The organism is Pseudomonas sp. TNT3 (genome assembly GCF_010095445.2).
In the GTDB taxonomy this organism is placed as follows: domain Bacteria; phylum Pseudomonadota; class Gammaproteobacteria; order Pseudomonadales; family Pseudomonadaceae; genus Aquipseudomonas.
The window spans coordinates 25569-41358 of sequence record NZ_WFGV02000036.1; the positions used below are offsets into that span (position 1 = coordinate 25569).

The following is a 15790-nucleotide window of genomic DNA, read 5'->3' on the forward strand; positions in this document are numbered from 1 at the left end:
TCAAAGTTTGGTCAAGGACAGGCCAGCCCACGTGGCGAGCAGCCCGCCGAATACGCTGATGGCAGCATAGCCCAGGGCCAGAAGCACTTGCCCGCTTTCCAGCAGGCGCACCGTATCCAGTGAAAAGGATGAAAAAGTCGTCAGCCCCCCGAGGAAGCCGACCATCAACCCGGCGCGCACCTCGATGGGCACCTCCGGGCGTATCAAAAACAGACCGTATAGAACGCCGATCAGCAAACAGCCGATGATATTAACGGCCAGCGTCGCGGTATAGAAGTGCCGCGGCCAATTAGCGTTGACCCAATTACCGGTGCCGAAGCGCAACAAGGTGCCAGCGATCCCGCCGACTGAAACTGCAACGATCAGAGGAAGCATTATTTTCTCCGCTGCCGAGGGCTGAGACGGTCCAGCTGCGCGAGGTGATTGAGCTTCTCGCCGATCTTCAATTCCAGACCTCGCGGCACCGGCTGGTAGAACGGCTGGGGCGCGAGTTCTTCCGGGAAGTAATCTTCGCCGGCGGCGTAGGCGTCCGGCTCGTCATGGGCATAACGGTATTCGTCGCCGTAACCCAGTTGCTTCATCAGCTTGGTCGGCGCGTTGCGCAGGTGCAGCGGCACTTCGAGGGAGCCGTGTTCGGTGGCGCTGCGCAGGGCCGCTTTAAAGCCCATGTACACCGCATTGCTTTTGGGTGCGCACGCCAGATAGGTAATGGCCTGGGCCACGGCGAGTTCGCCTTCGGGGCTGCCGAGCCGTTCTTGCACCTCCCATGCCGCCAGGCACAGGCTCAGGGCGCGCGGATCGGCGTTGCCGATGTCTTCACTGGCCATGCGCACGACGCGCCGGGCCAGGTACAACGGATCGCAACCGCCATCGATCATTCGCGCGAACCAGTACAGCGCGCCATCGGGGTTGGAGCCGCGTACGGATTTATGCAGCGCAGAAATCTGGTCGTAGAACGCTTCGCCACCCTTGTCGAACCGCCGGCGGGTATCGCCCAGCAGGCTCTGCAACAAATCCGTGCCGATTTCGCTGTTGTCTTCAGCCAGGTCCGAGGCGTTTTCCAACAGGTTGAGCAGACGCCGACCGTCGCCATCGGCGGCCGACAGCAGCATCTGGAAGCCTTCGTCGCTGAGAGTCAGCTGACGCTTGCCCAGACCGCGCTCTTCGGTCAGCGCGCGATGCACCAGTTTGCGCAGCGCCGCTTCGTCGAGGCTTTTGAGCACATACACGCGGGCCCGGGAGAGCAAGGCGTTATTGAGTTCAAACGAGGGGTTTTCGGTGGTGGCGCCGATGAAGATCAGCGTGCCGTCTTCGACATAGGGCAGAAAAGCATCCTGCTGGGACTTGTTGAAGCGATGCACCTCATCGACGAACAGGATGGTGCGCTTGCCGTATTGCCCGGCCTGTTGCTTGGCAATTTCTACGGCCTGACGGATTTCCTTCACCCCGGCGAGTACCGCTGAAACAGTTTCAAAGTGCGCGTCCGACACTTCCGCCAGCAGCCGTGCAAGGGTGGTTTTGCCCACGCCCGGAGGTCCCCAGAAAATCATCGAGTGCAGGGCTCCCTGCTCCAGCGCTTCGCGCAAAGGCTTGCCACGCGCCAGCAGGTGTTCCTGACCGACATACTCATCCAGATTGGCGGCGCGCAGGCGGGCGGCCAATGGTTGAGCGATCGGGGCGCTGCGAAACAGGTCCATCACTGCTTTTCTATAACCTCTTATCTCGGATGCCAATCAATCAAAAATGCCGTAGATCCTGTGGCGAGGGAGCTTGCTCCCGCTGGGTCGCGTAGCGTCCCCTCTTTCTGTCTGAATAGGAGGGGACTGCTGCGCAGTCCAGCGGGAGCAAGCTCCCTCGCCACACAGGCTCACTCCTACAGGTTTTGCGTTTTACTCCTGGATCACGTCCGCCCCTTTAGGGATGTCGAACTTGAACTTGGACGCCGGGATCGGCTCGTTGGCCTTCACGCCGGTGAACAGGATATTGGTGCGCTGGCCGACACTGTCGATCAGTTGCATGTCATTGACCAGGCCATTGCGGAACGACAGGCGCAGGCTGTCGAACAGCGTGTCCTTGGTTTTCGGCTTCAAGGTGAAGTCGATCACGCCGCCGGCTTCCTTGGCGCTGATGTCGAAGCTCTGGCTGATCTTGGAAACATCACCGGACAACAAAAGCGCCGGCGTCTGGGTCAGACGCTGGTCGAGGTTCTTGATCGTGACCTGTTCCAGGTCCGGGTCCCACAGGGATACCTTCTTGCCATCGGACACCATCAGTTGTTCCTGCGGCGCATCGGTGTGCCAGTAGAACAGGCCGGGGCGCTGCAAGGACATCTGACCGGCGGTTTCCTGCAACTGTGTGCCGCTGCCATCGAGGGTCAGCTGGGAAAAACGGGCGCTCAGGGTCTGGGATTTTTCCAGCAGTTGGGTCAGACGTGCCACGTCCTTGTCATCGGCGTGGGCCGAGAGCGTGGTCAAAGCCAGTACCGGCAGCAACAGCATGCGGATAAGACGCATGGGAGTCCTCATAACATTCGTGGGAGTGCGGGCGACGTCTGATAACGCCGCCCTTTTCAATAGCTGATCAGTCGCGAACCGGGCCTGGCGCCAGGACTTCGCGGGAACCGTTGGTGTTCATGGACGTCACGACGCCAGCCATTTCCATGGCTTCGATCATGCGTGCGGCGCGGTTGTAGCCGATCTTCAGCTTGCGCTGTACTGCGGAAATGGAAGCACGGCGGCTTTCCAGGACGAACTGCACGGCTTCGTCGTAGAGCGCATCGGTTTCGGCATCATCATCACCGCCACCACTGCCGCCATTTTCAAAGCCACTGCCGGCCTCTTCGACACCCGCGAGAATGTCATCGTTGTATTCCGGCGCGCCGCGCAGTTTCCACGCTTCGACCACCCGGTGAACCTCGTCATCGGAAACGAACGCACCATGAACACGGATCGGCAGACTGGTGCCCGGCGGCATGTAGAGCATGTCACCGTGGCCCAGCAATTGCTCGGCGCCACCCTGGTCGATAATGGTCCGCGAGTCGATCTTGCTCGACACCTGGAACGCCATACGGGTAGGAATGTTTGCCTTGATCAGGCCGGTGATCACGTCAACCGACGGACGCTGGGTCGCAAGGATCAAGTGAATACCCGCGGCCCGCGCTTTCTGGGCGATACGGGCGATCAGTTCTTCGACTTTCTTGCCGACGATCATCATCATGTCGGCGAATTCGTCGACCACCACCACGATGGTCGGCAGCTTGGTCAGCAGCGGCGCTTCATCGTGAATGCTTTCGCGTTTGTACAGCGGATCGGTCAACGGTTCGCCGGCATCCTGTGCTTCCTTGACCTTGGCGTTGAAGCCCGAAAGGTTACGCACGCCCATCTTCGCCATCAGTTTGTAGCGGCGCTCCATCTCCGCCACGCTCCAGCGCAGGGCGTTGGCCGCGTCCTTCATGTCGGTCACGACCGGGCACAGCAAATGCGGAATGCCTTCGTAGATCGACAGCTCAAGCATTTTCGGGTCGATCATGATCAGCTTGGCGTCTTCCGGGCCAGACTTGAACAGGATCGACAGGATCATCGCGTTCACACCCACCGATTTACCGGAACCGGTCGTACCGGCCACCAGCAAGTGCGGCATTTTCGCCAGGTCGGTGATGACCGGCTTGCCGCCGATATCGTGACCCAGCGCCAACGTGACAGGCGACTTGAAGTTGTCGTACTCGGGGGTCGATAGCACTTCGGAGAAGCGCACGATCTGGCGGTCCTCGTTAGGGATTTCGATACCAACCGTGGTTTTGCCCGGAATCACTTCCACCACACGCACGCTGGTCACTGCCAGCGAACGCGCCAGGTCTTTCGCCAGGTTGGAAATGCGGCTGACTTTGACGCCGGCTGCAGGCTGGATTTCGTAACGGGTAATCACCGGGCCCGGGTGAATCGAATCCACCGAGACTTCAACGCCGAATTCCTTGAGCTTGATTTCCAGCAAGTGGCCAACCGCGGCCAGGGATTCGGGCGAATAATTGAGCTGTTTCTTTTCTGCAGGGTCGAGAATCGAGATCGGCGGCAACGTGCCTTCCACGGCGCTGTCGACGAACAACGGCGCCTGTTTCTCTTTTTCCACGCGCTTGCTTGGGGCGGCAGGTTTCGGTGGCGCGGGGGCAATCACCGGCGGCACCTGCTTCTCGCGGTCGGACATGTGCTTGCTCAGGGCCTGCTCACGTTCGATCAGGCGTTCCTTGACCTTGGCCTGTTCACGCTTGTCGGTCACGGTTGGCGCGACCACGTCGTGGACGCGGTCGTCGACTTCACGCAGTTGAGCGACCAGTTGCTTGCGTTCGACGCGAGCGGCCCACCAGCGATTGGCGGCGCCCTGGAACAGTTCGAAAAGGTCGAGGGTAATCTTGCCGGTGACGTCCATCACCTTGAACCAAGACAGGTCGGTGAATACCGTCAGGCCGAACAGGAACAGCGCGATGAACAGCAACGTGCTGCCCTGGATGTTCAGCGCATTGCGGGCCAGATCGCCCAGGCTCTCGCCCAGCGCGCCCCCGGCACCGGCGGGAAGACCGGTTGCGGCATGGAAATGGATGTGAGCCAAAGCAGCGCCCGACAGCACCAGGAACACCAGGCCGATCAGCCGCCAGGAAAACAGCCAGCCGCTCCACTGCCATGGCTCGTGACGCTGACGGAAAATCTGCCAGGCCTTGACTGCCAGCAACAACGGGAAGATGTAGGCGAAGTATCCCAGCACCATGAACAGGATATCGGCGCTGTAGGAACCGGCGGGGCCGCCGAAATTCTGCACATCATCGATCTTGCTGTTGTGGCTCCAGCCCGGATCGTCCTTGCCATACGTCAGCAAGGCCATCATCAGGAACAGGCACAAGGCACCGATGGCGATCAATGCACCTTCCTTGAGTCGGTAGTGCAATTGCTGCCGCCAGAGCGGAACGACGACTGTTTTAGGTGCTGCGGTGGATTTCTTCAAAACGCTACTTTTCCTGCGCCAATGGCGCGTCCATCTGTTGAATGACTATAAAAACTGCCCAATCCAGGCAGGTAAAAAAGTGAACAGGCGCAACTGGGACTACTTTTAACACTGCACCCGCGTTTTGATAAACACGGGATGCACTGCTTTTTTAAAACATGCACTGTTACAAGCAGGCATTGTACGGGTTTGTTCGTCTGATGCCATGCTCGCAACCCTTGGAAGCAACCTGGCAATCGACACATACCCTATCGTTCAATTTGAGCATGCATTCTCTTTTGTGACAAAGGCTTATGAGGTGTATTTATGAGCGAAGCGAAGCATTCCCGCCTGATCATTCTGGGTTCCGGCCCGGCCGGTTACAGCGCCGCTGTGTATGCCGCCCGCGCCAACCTCAAACCCGTTGTCATCACCGGCATACAGGCAGGAGGCCAGCTCACCACCACCGTGGAAGTCGATAACTGGCCCGGCGACGTCGAAGGCCTTACGGGCCCGGTGCTGATGGAGCGCATGCAAAAACACGCCGAACGCTTTGACACAGAGATCGTTTACGACCACATCCATACCGCCAAGTTGCAACAACGCCCGTTCGAGCTGATCGGCGATGGCGGGACCTATACCTGTGACGCGCTGATTATCGCCACGGGCGCATCGGCGCAGTACCTGGGGTTACCCTCGGAAGAGGCGTTTGCCGGCAGAGGCGTTTCGGCGTGCGCCACCTGCGACGGGTTCTTCTATCGCAATCAGCTGGTCGCGGTAGTGGGCGGTGGGAATACGGCGGTTGAAGAAGCGTTGTACCTGTCGAACATCGCCAAGGAAGTGCACCTGATCCACCGTCGCGACAAACTGCGCTCGGAGAAAATCCTCCAGGACAAACTGTTCGAGAAAGCCGCCAATGGCAATATCCGCCTGCACTGGAACCAGCATCTGGACGAGATACTGGGCGACGCCAGCGGCGTCACAGGCGCCCGCCTGCGGGACAGTCTCACCGGGGAAACCAGTGATCTGCCGGTGACCGGCGTATTCATCGCCATCGGGCACAAACCCAATACCGACCTGTTCGAAGGCCAGCTGAGCATGCGCGACGGCTACCTGCAGGTTAAAAGTGGCAGCGACGGCGACGCCACCGCCACGCAAATTCCCGGTGTGTTTGCAGCGGGCGATGTCGCCGACCATGTCTACCGCCAGGCAGTGACGTCTGCCGGCGCCGGTTGCATGGCCGCGCTGGACGCCGAAAAATTCCTCGACGACATTCCCGCCGTTTGACGGCAAACTTCACGACGGGCCTGACAACCCGCCCCCGCCCTCCCCTTCTGCAAGCCCGGATGCCATGCTGACTTGGTTACAACGCAACACCCTGACCTTCCCGCCGCTGGACAAAGCCATGCGCGATCCCAACGGTCTCCTGGCCGCGGGCGGCGATCTGTCCGCCGATCGTTTGATCCAGGCTTACCGTCATGGGTGCTTTCCCTGGTTCTCCGAAGGCCAGCCGATTCTCTGGTGGTCGCCGGACCCTCGCACAGTCCTGTTTCCCGACGAACTGCACATCTCGCGCAGCCTGAACAAGTTGCTGCGCCAACAGCGCTATCAGGTGACGTTTGATCAGGATTTCGAAGCGGTCATCCGCGCCTGTGCTGCGCCGCGGGATTACGCGGACGGCACCTGGATCACCGAAGCGATGCAAAACGCCTACCTCGAACTGCACCGGCGTGGTTACGCGCATTCGGTCGAAGTCTGGGACCAGGGCGAGCTGGTTGGCGGCCTCTATGGATTGGCAATGGGGCAACTGTTTTTCGGCGAGTCGATGTTCAGCCGCGCCGACAACGCGTCGAAATTTGGCTTTGCCACACTGGTCCAACACCTGAAAGACTCAGGTTTTGTACTGATCGATTGCCAGATGCCGACCGACCATCTGCACAGCCTTGGTGCGCGAGCCATTCCCCGCCGCGAATTTGCCGGCTATCTGACGCAGCACCTGGACCAACCCAACCGCGCCACATGGGTTTGCTGAGCGACTTTGACGCGCGTGGCTTACACTTATTCAAAAGCGCTTACACTTATTCAAAAGATTATCGAGGGTTGATCATGACCGAGTTGGCGCGCTTGAAGTTTTATGCCACTCAGCCCCACTCTTGCAGTTATCTGCCCGAAGAGCAGGCCACCACCCTGTTCCTCGATCCTAGCCAGCCCATGGACGTGCATGTCTACGCAGATCTGTCCGAAATGGGTTTTCGGCGTAGTGGCGACCACCTCTATCGGCCCCATTGCCAAAATTGCAATGCGTGCGTTCCAGCGCGCATTCCTGTTGCCAATTTTTTACCCAACCGCCAGCAGAAGCGCATTTTCAAACGTAACCTCGATGTGCAGGTACGCCCCGCCAAACCCAAGTTCACCGAAGAATACTTCGATCTCTATCAGCGCTATATCGAGCAGCGTCACGCCGACGGGGACATGTACCCGCCGAGCCGTGATCAGTTTTCCACGTTCCTGGTACGCGACCTGCCGTTTTCCCGGTTTTATGAATTCAGGCAAGAAGGCCGGCTGCTGGCCGTCGCCGTAACGGACCTGCTGCCTAACGGGCTTTCGGCGGTTTATACCTTTTACGAGCCTGCCGAAGAACGCCGCAGCCTGGGGCGTTACGCGATCCTCTGGCAAATCGCCGAGGCCCAGCGCCTGGGGCTGGAAGCGGTGTACCTGGGTTACTGGATCAAAAACTGCAAAAAGATGAGCTACAAGACTCAATATCGCCCTATCGAACTGCTGATTAACCAGCGCTGGGTCATCCTGAACTAGAGCAATCCCTAAACCCCTTGGCTTAAACCCCATTTTTCGGGCACAATGCACGCCGCTTTTGCCTGGCGCAGTTGCACCGGGCCATTCATTGGACACCGAGGGCTTTACTGCATGTCGAAAGAAGACAGCTTCGAAATGGAAGGCACTGTCGTCGACACCCTGCCCAACACCATGTTTCGTGTGGAGTTGGAAAATGGGCACGTCGTAACCGCGCATATCTCCGGCAAGATGCGCAAGAACTACATCCGTATTCTTACCGGTGACAAAGTGCGCGTCGAGCTGACGCCCTATGACTTGAGCAAAGGGCGCATCACTTACCGCGCTCGCTAATCAAGTCAATACAAGACGCCCGGTTTATGCCGGGCGTTTTTGTGTGCGCAGAATTTGATTGGCAACGCCCCCCGATGTAGGAGTGAGCCTGCTCGCGATAGCGTCATATCAGCCAATATTAACGTCACTGACACACCGCCATCGCGAGCAGGCTCGCTCCTACAGGGGATCGCGGTGAGGCGATAGACAGCAAAAAGGCGCCTTTCAGCGCCTTTTGCTTTGTTGCGATTAACGTCAGGCCATTTCTGCCGTGGTTTCGAACTCGAAGGTCAGCTCGCCATCCTTGAGGTCGATGTGTACCACACCGCCATGGTCGGCCAGTTCGCCAAAGAGAATTTCTTCCGCCAGTGGACGCTTGATCTTGTCTTGAATCAAACGCGCCATTGGCCGGGCACCCATCGCCGAATCGTAGCCACCTGCTGCCAGCCAGCTACGCGCCGCGTCCGTCACTTCCAGCTGCACACGCTTGTCTTCCAGCTGCGCCTGAAGCTCCGTAAGGAACTTGTCCACCACGCTTTTGATGACCTCATGGCTGAGGCGACCAAACTGGATAATGGTGTCCAGACGGTTACGGAATTCTGGCGTGAAGCTCTTCTTGATCACTTCCATCGCATCGGACGAATGGTCCTGATGGGTGAAACCGATCGAAGCACGTGCTGCAGTTTCGGCACCGGCGTTGGTCGTCATAATGACGATCACGTTACGGAAATCCGCCTTACGCCCGTTGTTATCAGTGAGCGTACCGTGGTCCATGACCTGCAACAGCAGGTTGAAGACTTCCGGATGCGCCTTCTCGATCTCATCGAGCAACAGCACGCAGTGAGGCTGCTTGGTGATGGCTTCGGTCAGCAGACCGCCCTGATCGAACCCGACATAGCCAGGAGGCGCACCGATCAGACGCGATACGGTGTGGCGCTCCATATACTCGGACATGTCGAAGCGAACCAGTTCGATACCCAATGCCTTCGCCAGCTGACGCGCCGCTTCGGTTTTACCGACACCGGTCGGCCCTGCGAACAGGAAGGAACCGACAGGCTTGTCAGGGGACTTGAGGCCGGCGCGGGACAGTTTGATCGCCGTCGACAGAGAGTCGATGGCAGCATCCTGACCGAACACCGTTAGTTTCAGGTCACGCTCAAGGTTGCGCAGCAGCTCTTTGTCGGAGCTGGTGACATGTTTTGGCGGTATACGCGCGATTTTCGCAACGATATCCTCGACCTGAGGCACCTCGATACGTTTCACGCGCTTCTCGATCGGCTGCAGACGCTGATAGGCACCCGCTTCGTCGATGACGTCGATGGCCTTGTCCGGCATGTGCCGGTCGTTGATGTAGCGCGACGCCAGTTCTGCAGCGGCACGCAAGGCCTCATCGCTGTATTCGATGTTGTGGTGCGCTTCGAAACGACCTTTCAGGCCGCGCAGGATACCGATGGTGTCTTCCACCGAAGGCTCCGACACGTCGACTTTCTGGAAGCGCCGAGCCAGAGCACGGTCCTTCTCGAAGATCCCACGGAATTCCTGGAAAGTGGTCGAACCGATGCAACGGATATCGCCCGAAGACAGCAATGGCTTGAGCAGGTTCGAGGCATCCATGACACCACCGGACGCGGCGCCCGCACCAATGATGGTGTGGATCTCGTCGATGAACAGGATGGCTTGCGGACGTTTTTTCAGCTCATTGAGCAGCGCCTTGAAACGCTTCTCGAAGTCGCCACGGTATTTGGTACCGGCCAGCAAGGCGCCCAGGTCAAGGGAATACACCACGCTATTGGCCAACAGGTCAGGCACCTGGTTGTCGACAATGCGTTTGGCCAGGCCTTCGGCAATCGCGGTTTTACCCACGCCCGCCTCGCCCACCAGCAACGGATTGTTTTTGCGGCGACGCGCCAGAATCTGCGCGACACGCTCGACTTCCAGCTCACGGCCTACCAACGGGTCGATTCGACCCTGGCGCGCGAGTTCGTTGAGATTGCTGGCATAAGCATCCAGAGGATTGCCTGAAGATGAAGACTCACCGCCCTCGTCATCCTGCATATCTTGCTCACCTTCAGAGTGATCGCCATGCCCGGGCACCTTGGAGATGCCGTGAGCGATGTAATTGACGACATCGATGCGCGCAACGCTCTGCTGTTTCAGCAGGAACACTGCCTGACTCTCTTGCTCACTGAAGATCGCAACCAGCACATTGGCGCCGGTCACTTCGCGTTTGCCCGAGCTCTGTACGTGAAAGACAGCACGCTGCAGAACACGCTGGAAGCCCAATGTAGGCTGGGTCTCGCGGTCCTCGTCATGGACGGGGATCAACGGCGTGGTGGAGTCGATGAACTCCTGCAGATCATGCTTGAGTTTGTCGAGGTTTGCGCCGCAGGCACGCAAAACGGTGGCGGCAGCCTCATTGTCCAATAGGGCCAGCAGGAGGTGTTCGACGGTCATGAACTCATGACGCTTCGAACGGGCTTCCTTGAAGGCAAGATTGAGGGTGACTTCGAGCTCGCGGTTTAACATAGCTTCACCTCATACCCAAGTGGTCGGCGATTAACCGTCCTTCTCGATTTCACAGAGTAGCGGATGCTGGCTTTCCCTGGCGTACTGGTTGACCTGCATGGCCTTGGTCTCGGCGATGTCGCGGGTAAACACTCCACATACTGCCCGTCCTTCTGTATGGACGGCCAGCATGACCTTGGTCGCCAGCTCCCGATTCAGGTTAAAAAACACCTCGAGCACTTCGACGACGAAATCCATCGGTGTGTAGTCATCGTTGAACAAAACCACCTTGTACATCGGTGGTGCCTGTAAAGCAGGCTTAGCCTCCTGAACAGCAATGCCTGCAGAATCGTCGTCGTGTGTCCCCGGGTCTTGATGGAGAACCGGGCGATCCTGATTGAATGTTAGTCGAATCTGGCTGATTGCATGCATGGAAAGAAAGGTTCGTCAGTTGTGCGAATACAGTGGTGGGGGCGGTCATGGACGATTTCAACTCCGACTGCCTGGTCACCTTGACTATCGGCAAAACGGTGTTACAACCAATAGAGCCCACAGTGGGTAAAAAAGGTCCGCGGAGTCAATCTTATTTATGAGATTCGACTGCGGATGAACTGGATGATACTCCAGTGATGGAGTCTGTTGCAGAGGGAGTTGGGTATGTCAGGTGTGAAGGTCAGCGGCAAGGTGAAATGGTTCAACAACGCCAAGGGCTACGGTTTCATCAATGAAGATGGCAAAAGCGAAGACCTTTTTGCTCATTACTCGGCCATCCAGATGGACGGCTATAAAACCCTGAAGGCGGGTCAGGCTGTCGTCTTCGAGATCATCCAGGGACCCAAAGGGCTGCATGCCGTGAACATCGGCGCGCCTCAGGCTGTGGAGGAAGTTGCCTCACCTGCTGAGCAACAAACCGTTACAGCTTAGTTTCGTATCCTCCCTCCAGACCGATCCCCAACTGGAATAAAAACCGCCCGGCTCAATCACTCAAGCCGGGCGGTTTTTCGTTTCGTGCAAATGTTACATATGCGAAATCAGCGCATCACCGAACGCAGAGGACGACAGCAACTTGGCGCCTTCCATCAAACGTTCGAAGTCATAGGTCACGGTTTTGGCGGAGATTGCGCCGTTGGTGCCCTTGATGATCAGATCGGCCGCTTCGGTCCAGCCCATATGGCGCAGCATCATCTCTGCGGACAGGATCAGCGAACCCGGGTTCACCTGGTCCTTGCCGGCGTATTTCGGCGCAGTACCGTGGGTCGCTTCGAACATCGCGATGGTGTCGGACAGGTTCGCACCTGGCGCGATACCGATACCGCCCACTTCAGCCGCCAGGGCGTCAGACAGGTAGTCACCGTTCAGGTTGAGGGTTGCGATCACGTCGTATTCGGCCGGGCGCAGCAGGATCTGCTGCAGCATGGCATCGGCGATGGCGTCCTTGACGATGACGTTCTTGCCGGTTTTCGGGTTCTTGAACTGCATCCACGGACCGCCGTCGAGCAGTGTCGCACCGAACTCTTCAGCCGCCACTTCGTAGGCCCACTCCTTGAAGGCACCTTCGGTGAACTTCATGATGTTGCCTTTGTGCACGATGGTCAGCGAGTCGCGATCGTTATCGACCACATACTGCAATGCTTTGCGCGCCAGACGCTTGGTACCCTGCAGGGACACCGGCTTGATGCCGATACCGCAGTTCTCGTCGAAACGGATCTTGGTAACACCCATTTCTTCTTTGAGGAATTTGATGACCTTGGTCGCTTCCGGCGAGCCGGCTTTCCACTCGATACCGGCGTAGATGTCTTCCGAGTTCTCGCGGAAGATCGTCATGTCGACGTCGCCTGGTTTCTTGACCGGGCTAGGGACGCCTTCAAACCAGCGCACCGGGCGCAGGCACACATAAAGATCGAGTTGCTGACGCAGGGCCACGTTCAACGAACGGATGCCGCCACCGACCGGCGTGGTCAGAGGGCCCTTGATGGAAACCACGTAATCCTTCACCGCGTCCAGGGTTTCCTGAGGTAGCCAGGTGTCCTGGTCGTAAACCTGAGTCGCTTTCTCCCCGGCGTAGACTTCCATCCAGGAAATTTTGCGATCGCCGCCGTAAGCCTTCTTAACAGCAGCATCGACAACCTTGATCATGACCGGGCTGATATCAACGCCGATACCATCGCCTTCGATGAAGGGGATGATCGGGTTGTTAGGAACATTGAGAGAATGGTCCGCGTTGACGGTGATTTTGTCGCCGACTGCTGGAACCTGAATCTTCTTGTATCCCATGCTGAACTCCATTGTTTGGATTGAACATCTGGCTTCGTTCGAGCGTACCCCAGTTAAATCGGCGCGCAAACCCTATGTTCCAACCATCTGCCGCAAAGCTGCGCAGTTCGCAACGTACAAGCCTGAAAGCAAAGGGAAAAGCGCCAAACTCAAGCACGGTGCAAGACTCTACGCCCCACACTCCCCTGCGACCTTTAGACCAATGGACGATGTTCGTTACGTATGAACCATCGGCAGATTGCCAGCTACCTATGTATAATGCCGCCCGCTGACCACAGAGTCACGACGGCCGACCTCTCTAGCACGAGACTTTGGACCTGAAAAAGCAGGACTGTTACCGCAGTCCACCCGCTTGCCGCTCGACTGATGCACCCAACATCACCGCGCACAAAACTCGACATTCGGCTCATGGATGACTTTGAACGAACGCGCTTACCCGGCGCCCTTCGAGTTTCTGCGCACGCTTTAGCAAAGAAGAGAGAGTTAATCCGAATATGCCCACCCGCTCGAAGATCATCTATACCTTCACCGACGAAGCTCCAGCCCTCGCCACCTATTCACTGTTGCCTATCGTAGAGGCGTTCACTGCCTCGGCTGATATCGCCGTTGAAACCCGCGATATCTCTCTTGCAGGGCGCATCCTGGCCAGCTTCCCCGAGCAATTGGGTGACAAAGCCGTAGCCGACCACCTCGCCGAACTGGGCGACCTGGCCGTTACGCCTGAAGCCAACATCATCAAGTTGCCGAACATCAGTGCTTCGGTTCCGCAACTGCAAGCAGCGATCAAAGAGCTGCAAGCCCAGGGCTTCGCACTGCCGGACTACCCGGAAACCGTGACCACCGACGCCGACAAGCTCGCCAAGTCGCGCTACGACAAGATCAAGGGCAGCGCCGTAAACCCGGTACTGCGCGAAGGCAACTCCGATCGTCGTGCACCGCTCTCGGTCAAGAACTACGCTCGCAAGCACCCGCACAAAATGGGCGCCTGGGCTGCAGACTCCAAGTCCCACGTCGCGCACATGAGCACCGGTGATTTCTACGGCAGCGAAAAAGCTGCCCTGATCGACGCCGCTGACGCCGTCAAAATCGAATTGATCGCTCAAGACGGCACCACCACCGTCCTGAAAGAAAAAACCACCGTGCAAGCCGGTGAGATCCTCGATTGCGCGGTCATGAGCAAAAACGCTCTGCGCAGCTTCATTGCTGCCGAGATCGAAGACGCCAAAGCCAAAGGCGTGCTGCTGTCGGTTCACCTGAAAGCCACCATGATGAAGGTCTCCGACCCGATCATGTTCGGCCAGATCGTTGCCGAGTTTTATAAAGACGCACTGGCCAAGCACGCTGACGTGCTGGCACAGATCGGCTTCAACCTGAACAACGGCATCGGCGATCTGTACGCTCGCATCAAAGCCCTGCCGGCTGAGCAGCAAGCGCAGATCGAAGCGGACATCCAGGCGGTCTACGCCGTTCGTCCGTCGCTGGCCATGGTCAACTCCGACAAAGGCATCACCAACCTGCACGTGCCGAGCGACGTCATTGTCGACGCCTCGATGCCAGCGATGATCCGTGACTCCGGCAAGATGTGGGGCACCGATGGTCAGCTGCACGACACCAAGGCCGTGATCCCGGATCGTTGCTACGCCACGATCTACCAGGCGGTGATCGAAGACTGCAAGGCCAACGGCGCCTTTGATCCGACCACCATGGGTAGCGTGCCTAACGTCGGTCTGATGGCGAAGAAAGCCGAAGAGTACGGCTCGCACGACAAGACTTTCCAGATCAAGTCGAACGGCGTGGTTCGGGTTTCCGACAGCGCTGGCCGTACCTTGCTGGAGCAGTCGGTTGAAGCCGGCGACACTTTCCGCATGTGCCAGACCAAAGACGCGCCGATCCAGGACTGGGTCAAACTGGCCGTCAACCGTGCTCGCGCCAGCGCCACTCCAGCCATTTTCTGGCTAGACCCGATGCGCGCCCACGATGGCGTCGTGATCGAGAAAGTTCAGGCTTACCTGAAGGATCACGACACCACCGGCCTGGACATCCAGATCATGGCGCCAGTCGACGCGATGAAGTTCACCCTGCAGCGCACCCGCTCCGGCCTCGACACCATCTCGGTGACCGGCAACGTACTGCGCGACTACCTGACTGACCTGTTCCCGATCATGGAACTGGGCACCAGCGCCAAGATGCTGTCGATCGTGCCGCTGATGAACGGTGGCGGCCTGTTCGAAACCGGCGCTGGCGGTTCGGCTCCGAAGCACGTTCAGCAGCTGCTGGAAGAGAACTTCCTGCGCTGGGATTCCCTGGGCGAGTTCCTGGCCCTGGCCGCTTCCCTTGAGCACTTGGGTGTGACGTACAACAACCCTAAGGCGCTGGTTCTGGCCAAGACCCTGGATCAGGCCACTGGCCAGTTCCTGGACAACAACAAGTCGCCATCGCGCAAAGTCGGCAACATCGACAACCGCGGCAGCCACTTCTACCTGGCGCTGTACTGGGCTCAAGCCCTGGCGGCCCAGACTGAAGACGCTGCACTGCAAGCGCAGTTTGGCGAGCTGGCCAAAACCTTGACCGAGAACGAAGCAACCATCGTTGCCGAACTCAACGCCGTTCAAGGCAAGCCAGTGGACATCGGCGGTTACTACCACGCCAATGCCGACTTGATCAGCAAGGCCATGCGTCCAAGCAATACCTTCAACACCGCGATCGCTGCACTGGTGTAAGGTTGTAAGGAAGCAAAAAAAGCCCCGGCCCAGTGCCGGGGTTTTTGTTTATTGGTTTTCACATATTGATCTGAAAAACCCAAAACCCTGTGGGAGCTGGCTTGCCAGCGATGGCGGTTTATCATGCACCAACAATGCTGACTGACCTTCCGTTATCGCTGGCAAGCCAGCTCCCACAAGGTTCGCATTGCCTATCA

General features: G+C 58.1%; 13 protein-coding genes. 6 read left to right on the forward strand and 7 right to left on the reverse strand.

The window, feature by feature from the left end:
• The 4 genes from crcB to GBC55_RS20060 form a co-directional block, all read right to left on the reverse strand.
• Window positions 1–375, reverse strand: coding sequence for a fluoride efflux transporter CrcB (crcB, locus tag GBC55_RS20045; RefSeq protein ID WP_162438541.1), 375 nt, complete (start codon window positions 373–375; stop codon window positions 1–3).
• Window positions 375–1697 (reverse strand): replication-associated recombination protein A, encoded by a 1323-nt coding sequence (locus tag GBC55_RS20050; RefSeq protein WP_162438542.1) that lies wholly within the window; start codon window positions 1695–1697, stop codon window positions 375–377. Before GBC55_RS20050 ends, crcB begins: the two co-directional genes overlap by 1 nt.
• A gap of 192 nt (window positions 1698–1889) precedes the next feature.
• A complete protein-coding gene (gene lolA / locus GBC55_RS20055) occupies window positions 1890–2513 on the reverse strand; it encodes an outer membrane lipoprotein chaperone LolA (protein ID WP_162438543.1) in 624 nt (207 codons plus the stop codon).
• A gap of 67 nt (window positions 2514–2580) precedes the next feature.
• Window positions 2581–4992 carry a DNA translocase FtsK gene (locus GBC55_RS20060; RefSeq protein ID WP_162438544.1) on the reverse strand — a complete coding sequence of 804 codons (2412 nt, stop codon included), beginning with the start codon at window positions 4990–4992 and terminating at the stop codon, window positions 2581–2583.
• 306 nt (window positions 4993–5298) lie between these two features.
• Between GBC55_RS20060 and trxB the strand changes: the two genes are divergently transcribed.
• The 4 genes from trxB to infA all read left to right on the forward strand — a co-directional run bounded on the left by trxB (window position 5299) and on the right by infA (window position 8115).
• A complete protein-coding gene (trxB, locus tag GBC55_RS20065; protein ID WP_162438545.1) occupies window positions 5299–6258 on the forward strand; it encodes a thioredoxin-disulfide reductase in 960 nt (319 codons plus the stop codon).
• Between the two features lie 64 nt (window positions 6259–6322).
• Window positions 6323–7003, forward strand: coding sequence for a leucyl/phenylalanyl-tRNA--protein transferase (gene aat / locus GBC55_RS20070; protein WP_162438546.1), 681 nt, complete (start codon window positions 6323–6325; stop codon window positions 7001–7003).
• Window positions 7004–7077: 74 nt separating this feature from the next.
• Window positions 7078–7785 carry an arginyltransferase gene (locus GBC55_RS20075; protein WP_162438547.1) on the forward strand — a complete coding sequence of 236 codons (708 nt, stop codon included), beginning with the start codon at window positions 7078–7080 and terminating at the stop codon, window positions 7783–7785.
• Between the two features lie 111 nt (window positions 7786–7896).
• A complete protein-coding gene (gene infA / locus GBC55_RS20080) occupies window positions 7897–8115 on the forward strand; it encodes a translation initiation factor IF-1 (protein ID WP_002553999.1) in 219 nt (72 codons plus the stop codon).
• A gap of 234 nt (window positions 8116–8349) precedes the next feature.
• On the opposite strand, the gene clpA is transcribed toward infA, so the two are convergent.
• Together clpA and clpS are read right to left on the reverse strand one after the other, a co-directional pair.
• Window positions 8350–10620: an ATP-dependent Clp protease ATP-binding subunit ClpA gene (gene clpA, locus GBC55_RS20085; protein ID WP_007946437.1), complete on the reverse strand. Its 2271-nt coding sequence runs from the start codon at window positions 10618–10620 to the stop codon at window positions 8350–8352.
• 30 nt (window positions 10621–10650) lie between these two features.
• The gene (gene clpS / locus GBC55_RS20090; protein WP_162438548.1) at window positions 10651–11031 is read right to left on the reverse strand and encodes an ATP-dependent Clp protease adapter ClpS; all 381 of its coding nucleotides are present in this window, start codon (window positions 11029–11031) and stop codon (window positions 10651–10653) included.
• 225 nt (window positions 11032–11256) lie between these two features.
• On the opposite strand from clpS, the gene cspD reads away from it, so the two are divergent.
• Window positions 11257–11523: a cold shock domain-containing protein CspD gene (gene cspD, locus GBC55_RS20095; RefSeq protein WP_162438549.1), complete on the forward strand. Its 267-nt coding sequence runs from the start codon at window positions 11257–11259 to the stop codon at window positions 11521–11523.
• Window positions 11524–11616: 93 nt separating this feature from the next.
• Here the strand turns inward: cspD and icd are convergent, their stop codons facing one another.
• On the reverse strand, window positions 11617–12873 hold the full coding sequence (icd, locus tag GBC55_RS20100) for an NADP-dependent isocitrate dehydrogenase (RefSeq protein ID WP_162438550.1): 1257 nt from the start codon (window positions 12871–12873) through the stop codon (window positions 11617–11619).
• Window positions 12874–13367: 494 nt separating this feature from the next.
• On the opposite strand from icd, the gene GBC55_RS20105 reads away from it, so the two are divergent.
• Complete coding sequence (locus GBC55_RS20105; RefSeq protein WP_162438551.1) at window positions 13368–15593, forward strand: NADP-dependent isocitrate dehydrogenase; 2226 nt, start codon at window positions 13368–13370, stop codon at window positions 15591–15593.
• Window positions 15594–15790 lie beyond the last annotated feature (197 nt).

Coding starts and splice junctions, on each gene's coding strand:
- crcB (WP_162438541.1), bottom strand. CDS start 375: ATGCTTCCTCTGATCGTTGCAGTTTCAGTCGGCGGGATCGCTGGCACC.
- GBC55_RS20050 (WP_162438542.1), bottom strand. CDS start 1,697: ATGGACCTGTTTCGCAGCGCCCCGATCGCTCAACCATTGGCCGCCCGC.
- lolA (WP_162438543.1), bottom strand. CDS start 2,513: ATGCGTCTTATCCGCATGCTGTTGCTGCCGGTACTGGCTTTGACCACG.
- trxB (WP_162438545.1), top strand. CDS start 5,299: ATGAGCGAAGCGAAGCATTCCCGCCTGATCATTCTGGGTTCCGGCCCG.
- aat (WP_162438546.1), top strand. CDS start 6,323: ATGCTGACTTGGTTACAACGCAACACCCTGACCTTCCCGCCGCTGGAC.
- GBC55_RS20075 (WP_162438547.1), top strand. CDS start 7,078: ATGACCGAGTTGGCGCGCTTGAAGTTTTATGCCACTCAGCCCCACTCT.
- infA (WP_002553999.1), top strand. CDS start 7,897: ATGTCGAAAGAAGACAGCTTCGAAATGGAAGGCACTGTCGTCGACACC.
- clpA (WP_007946437.1), bottom strand. CDS start 10,620: ATGTTAAACCGCGAGCTCGAAGTCACCCTCAATCTTGCCTTCAAGGAA.
- clpS (WP_162438548.1), bottom strand. CDS start 11,031: ATGCATGCAATCAGCCAGATTCGACTAACATTCAATCAGGATCGCCCG.
- cspD (WP_162438549.1), top strand. CDS start 11,257: ATGTCAGGTGTGAAGGTCAGCGGCAAGGTGAAATGGTTCAACAACGCC.
- icd (WP_162438550.1), bottom strand. CDS start 12,873: ATGGGATACAAGAAGATTCAGGTTCCAGCAGTCGGCGACAAAATCACC.
- GBC55_RS20105 (WP_162438551.1), top strand. CDS start 13,368: ATGCCCACCCGCTCGAAGATCATCTATACCTTCACCGACGAAGCTCCA.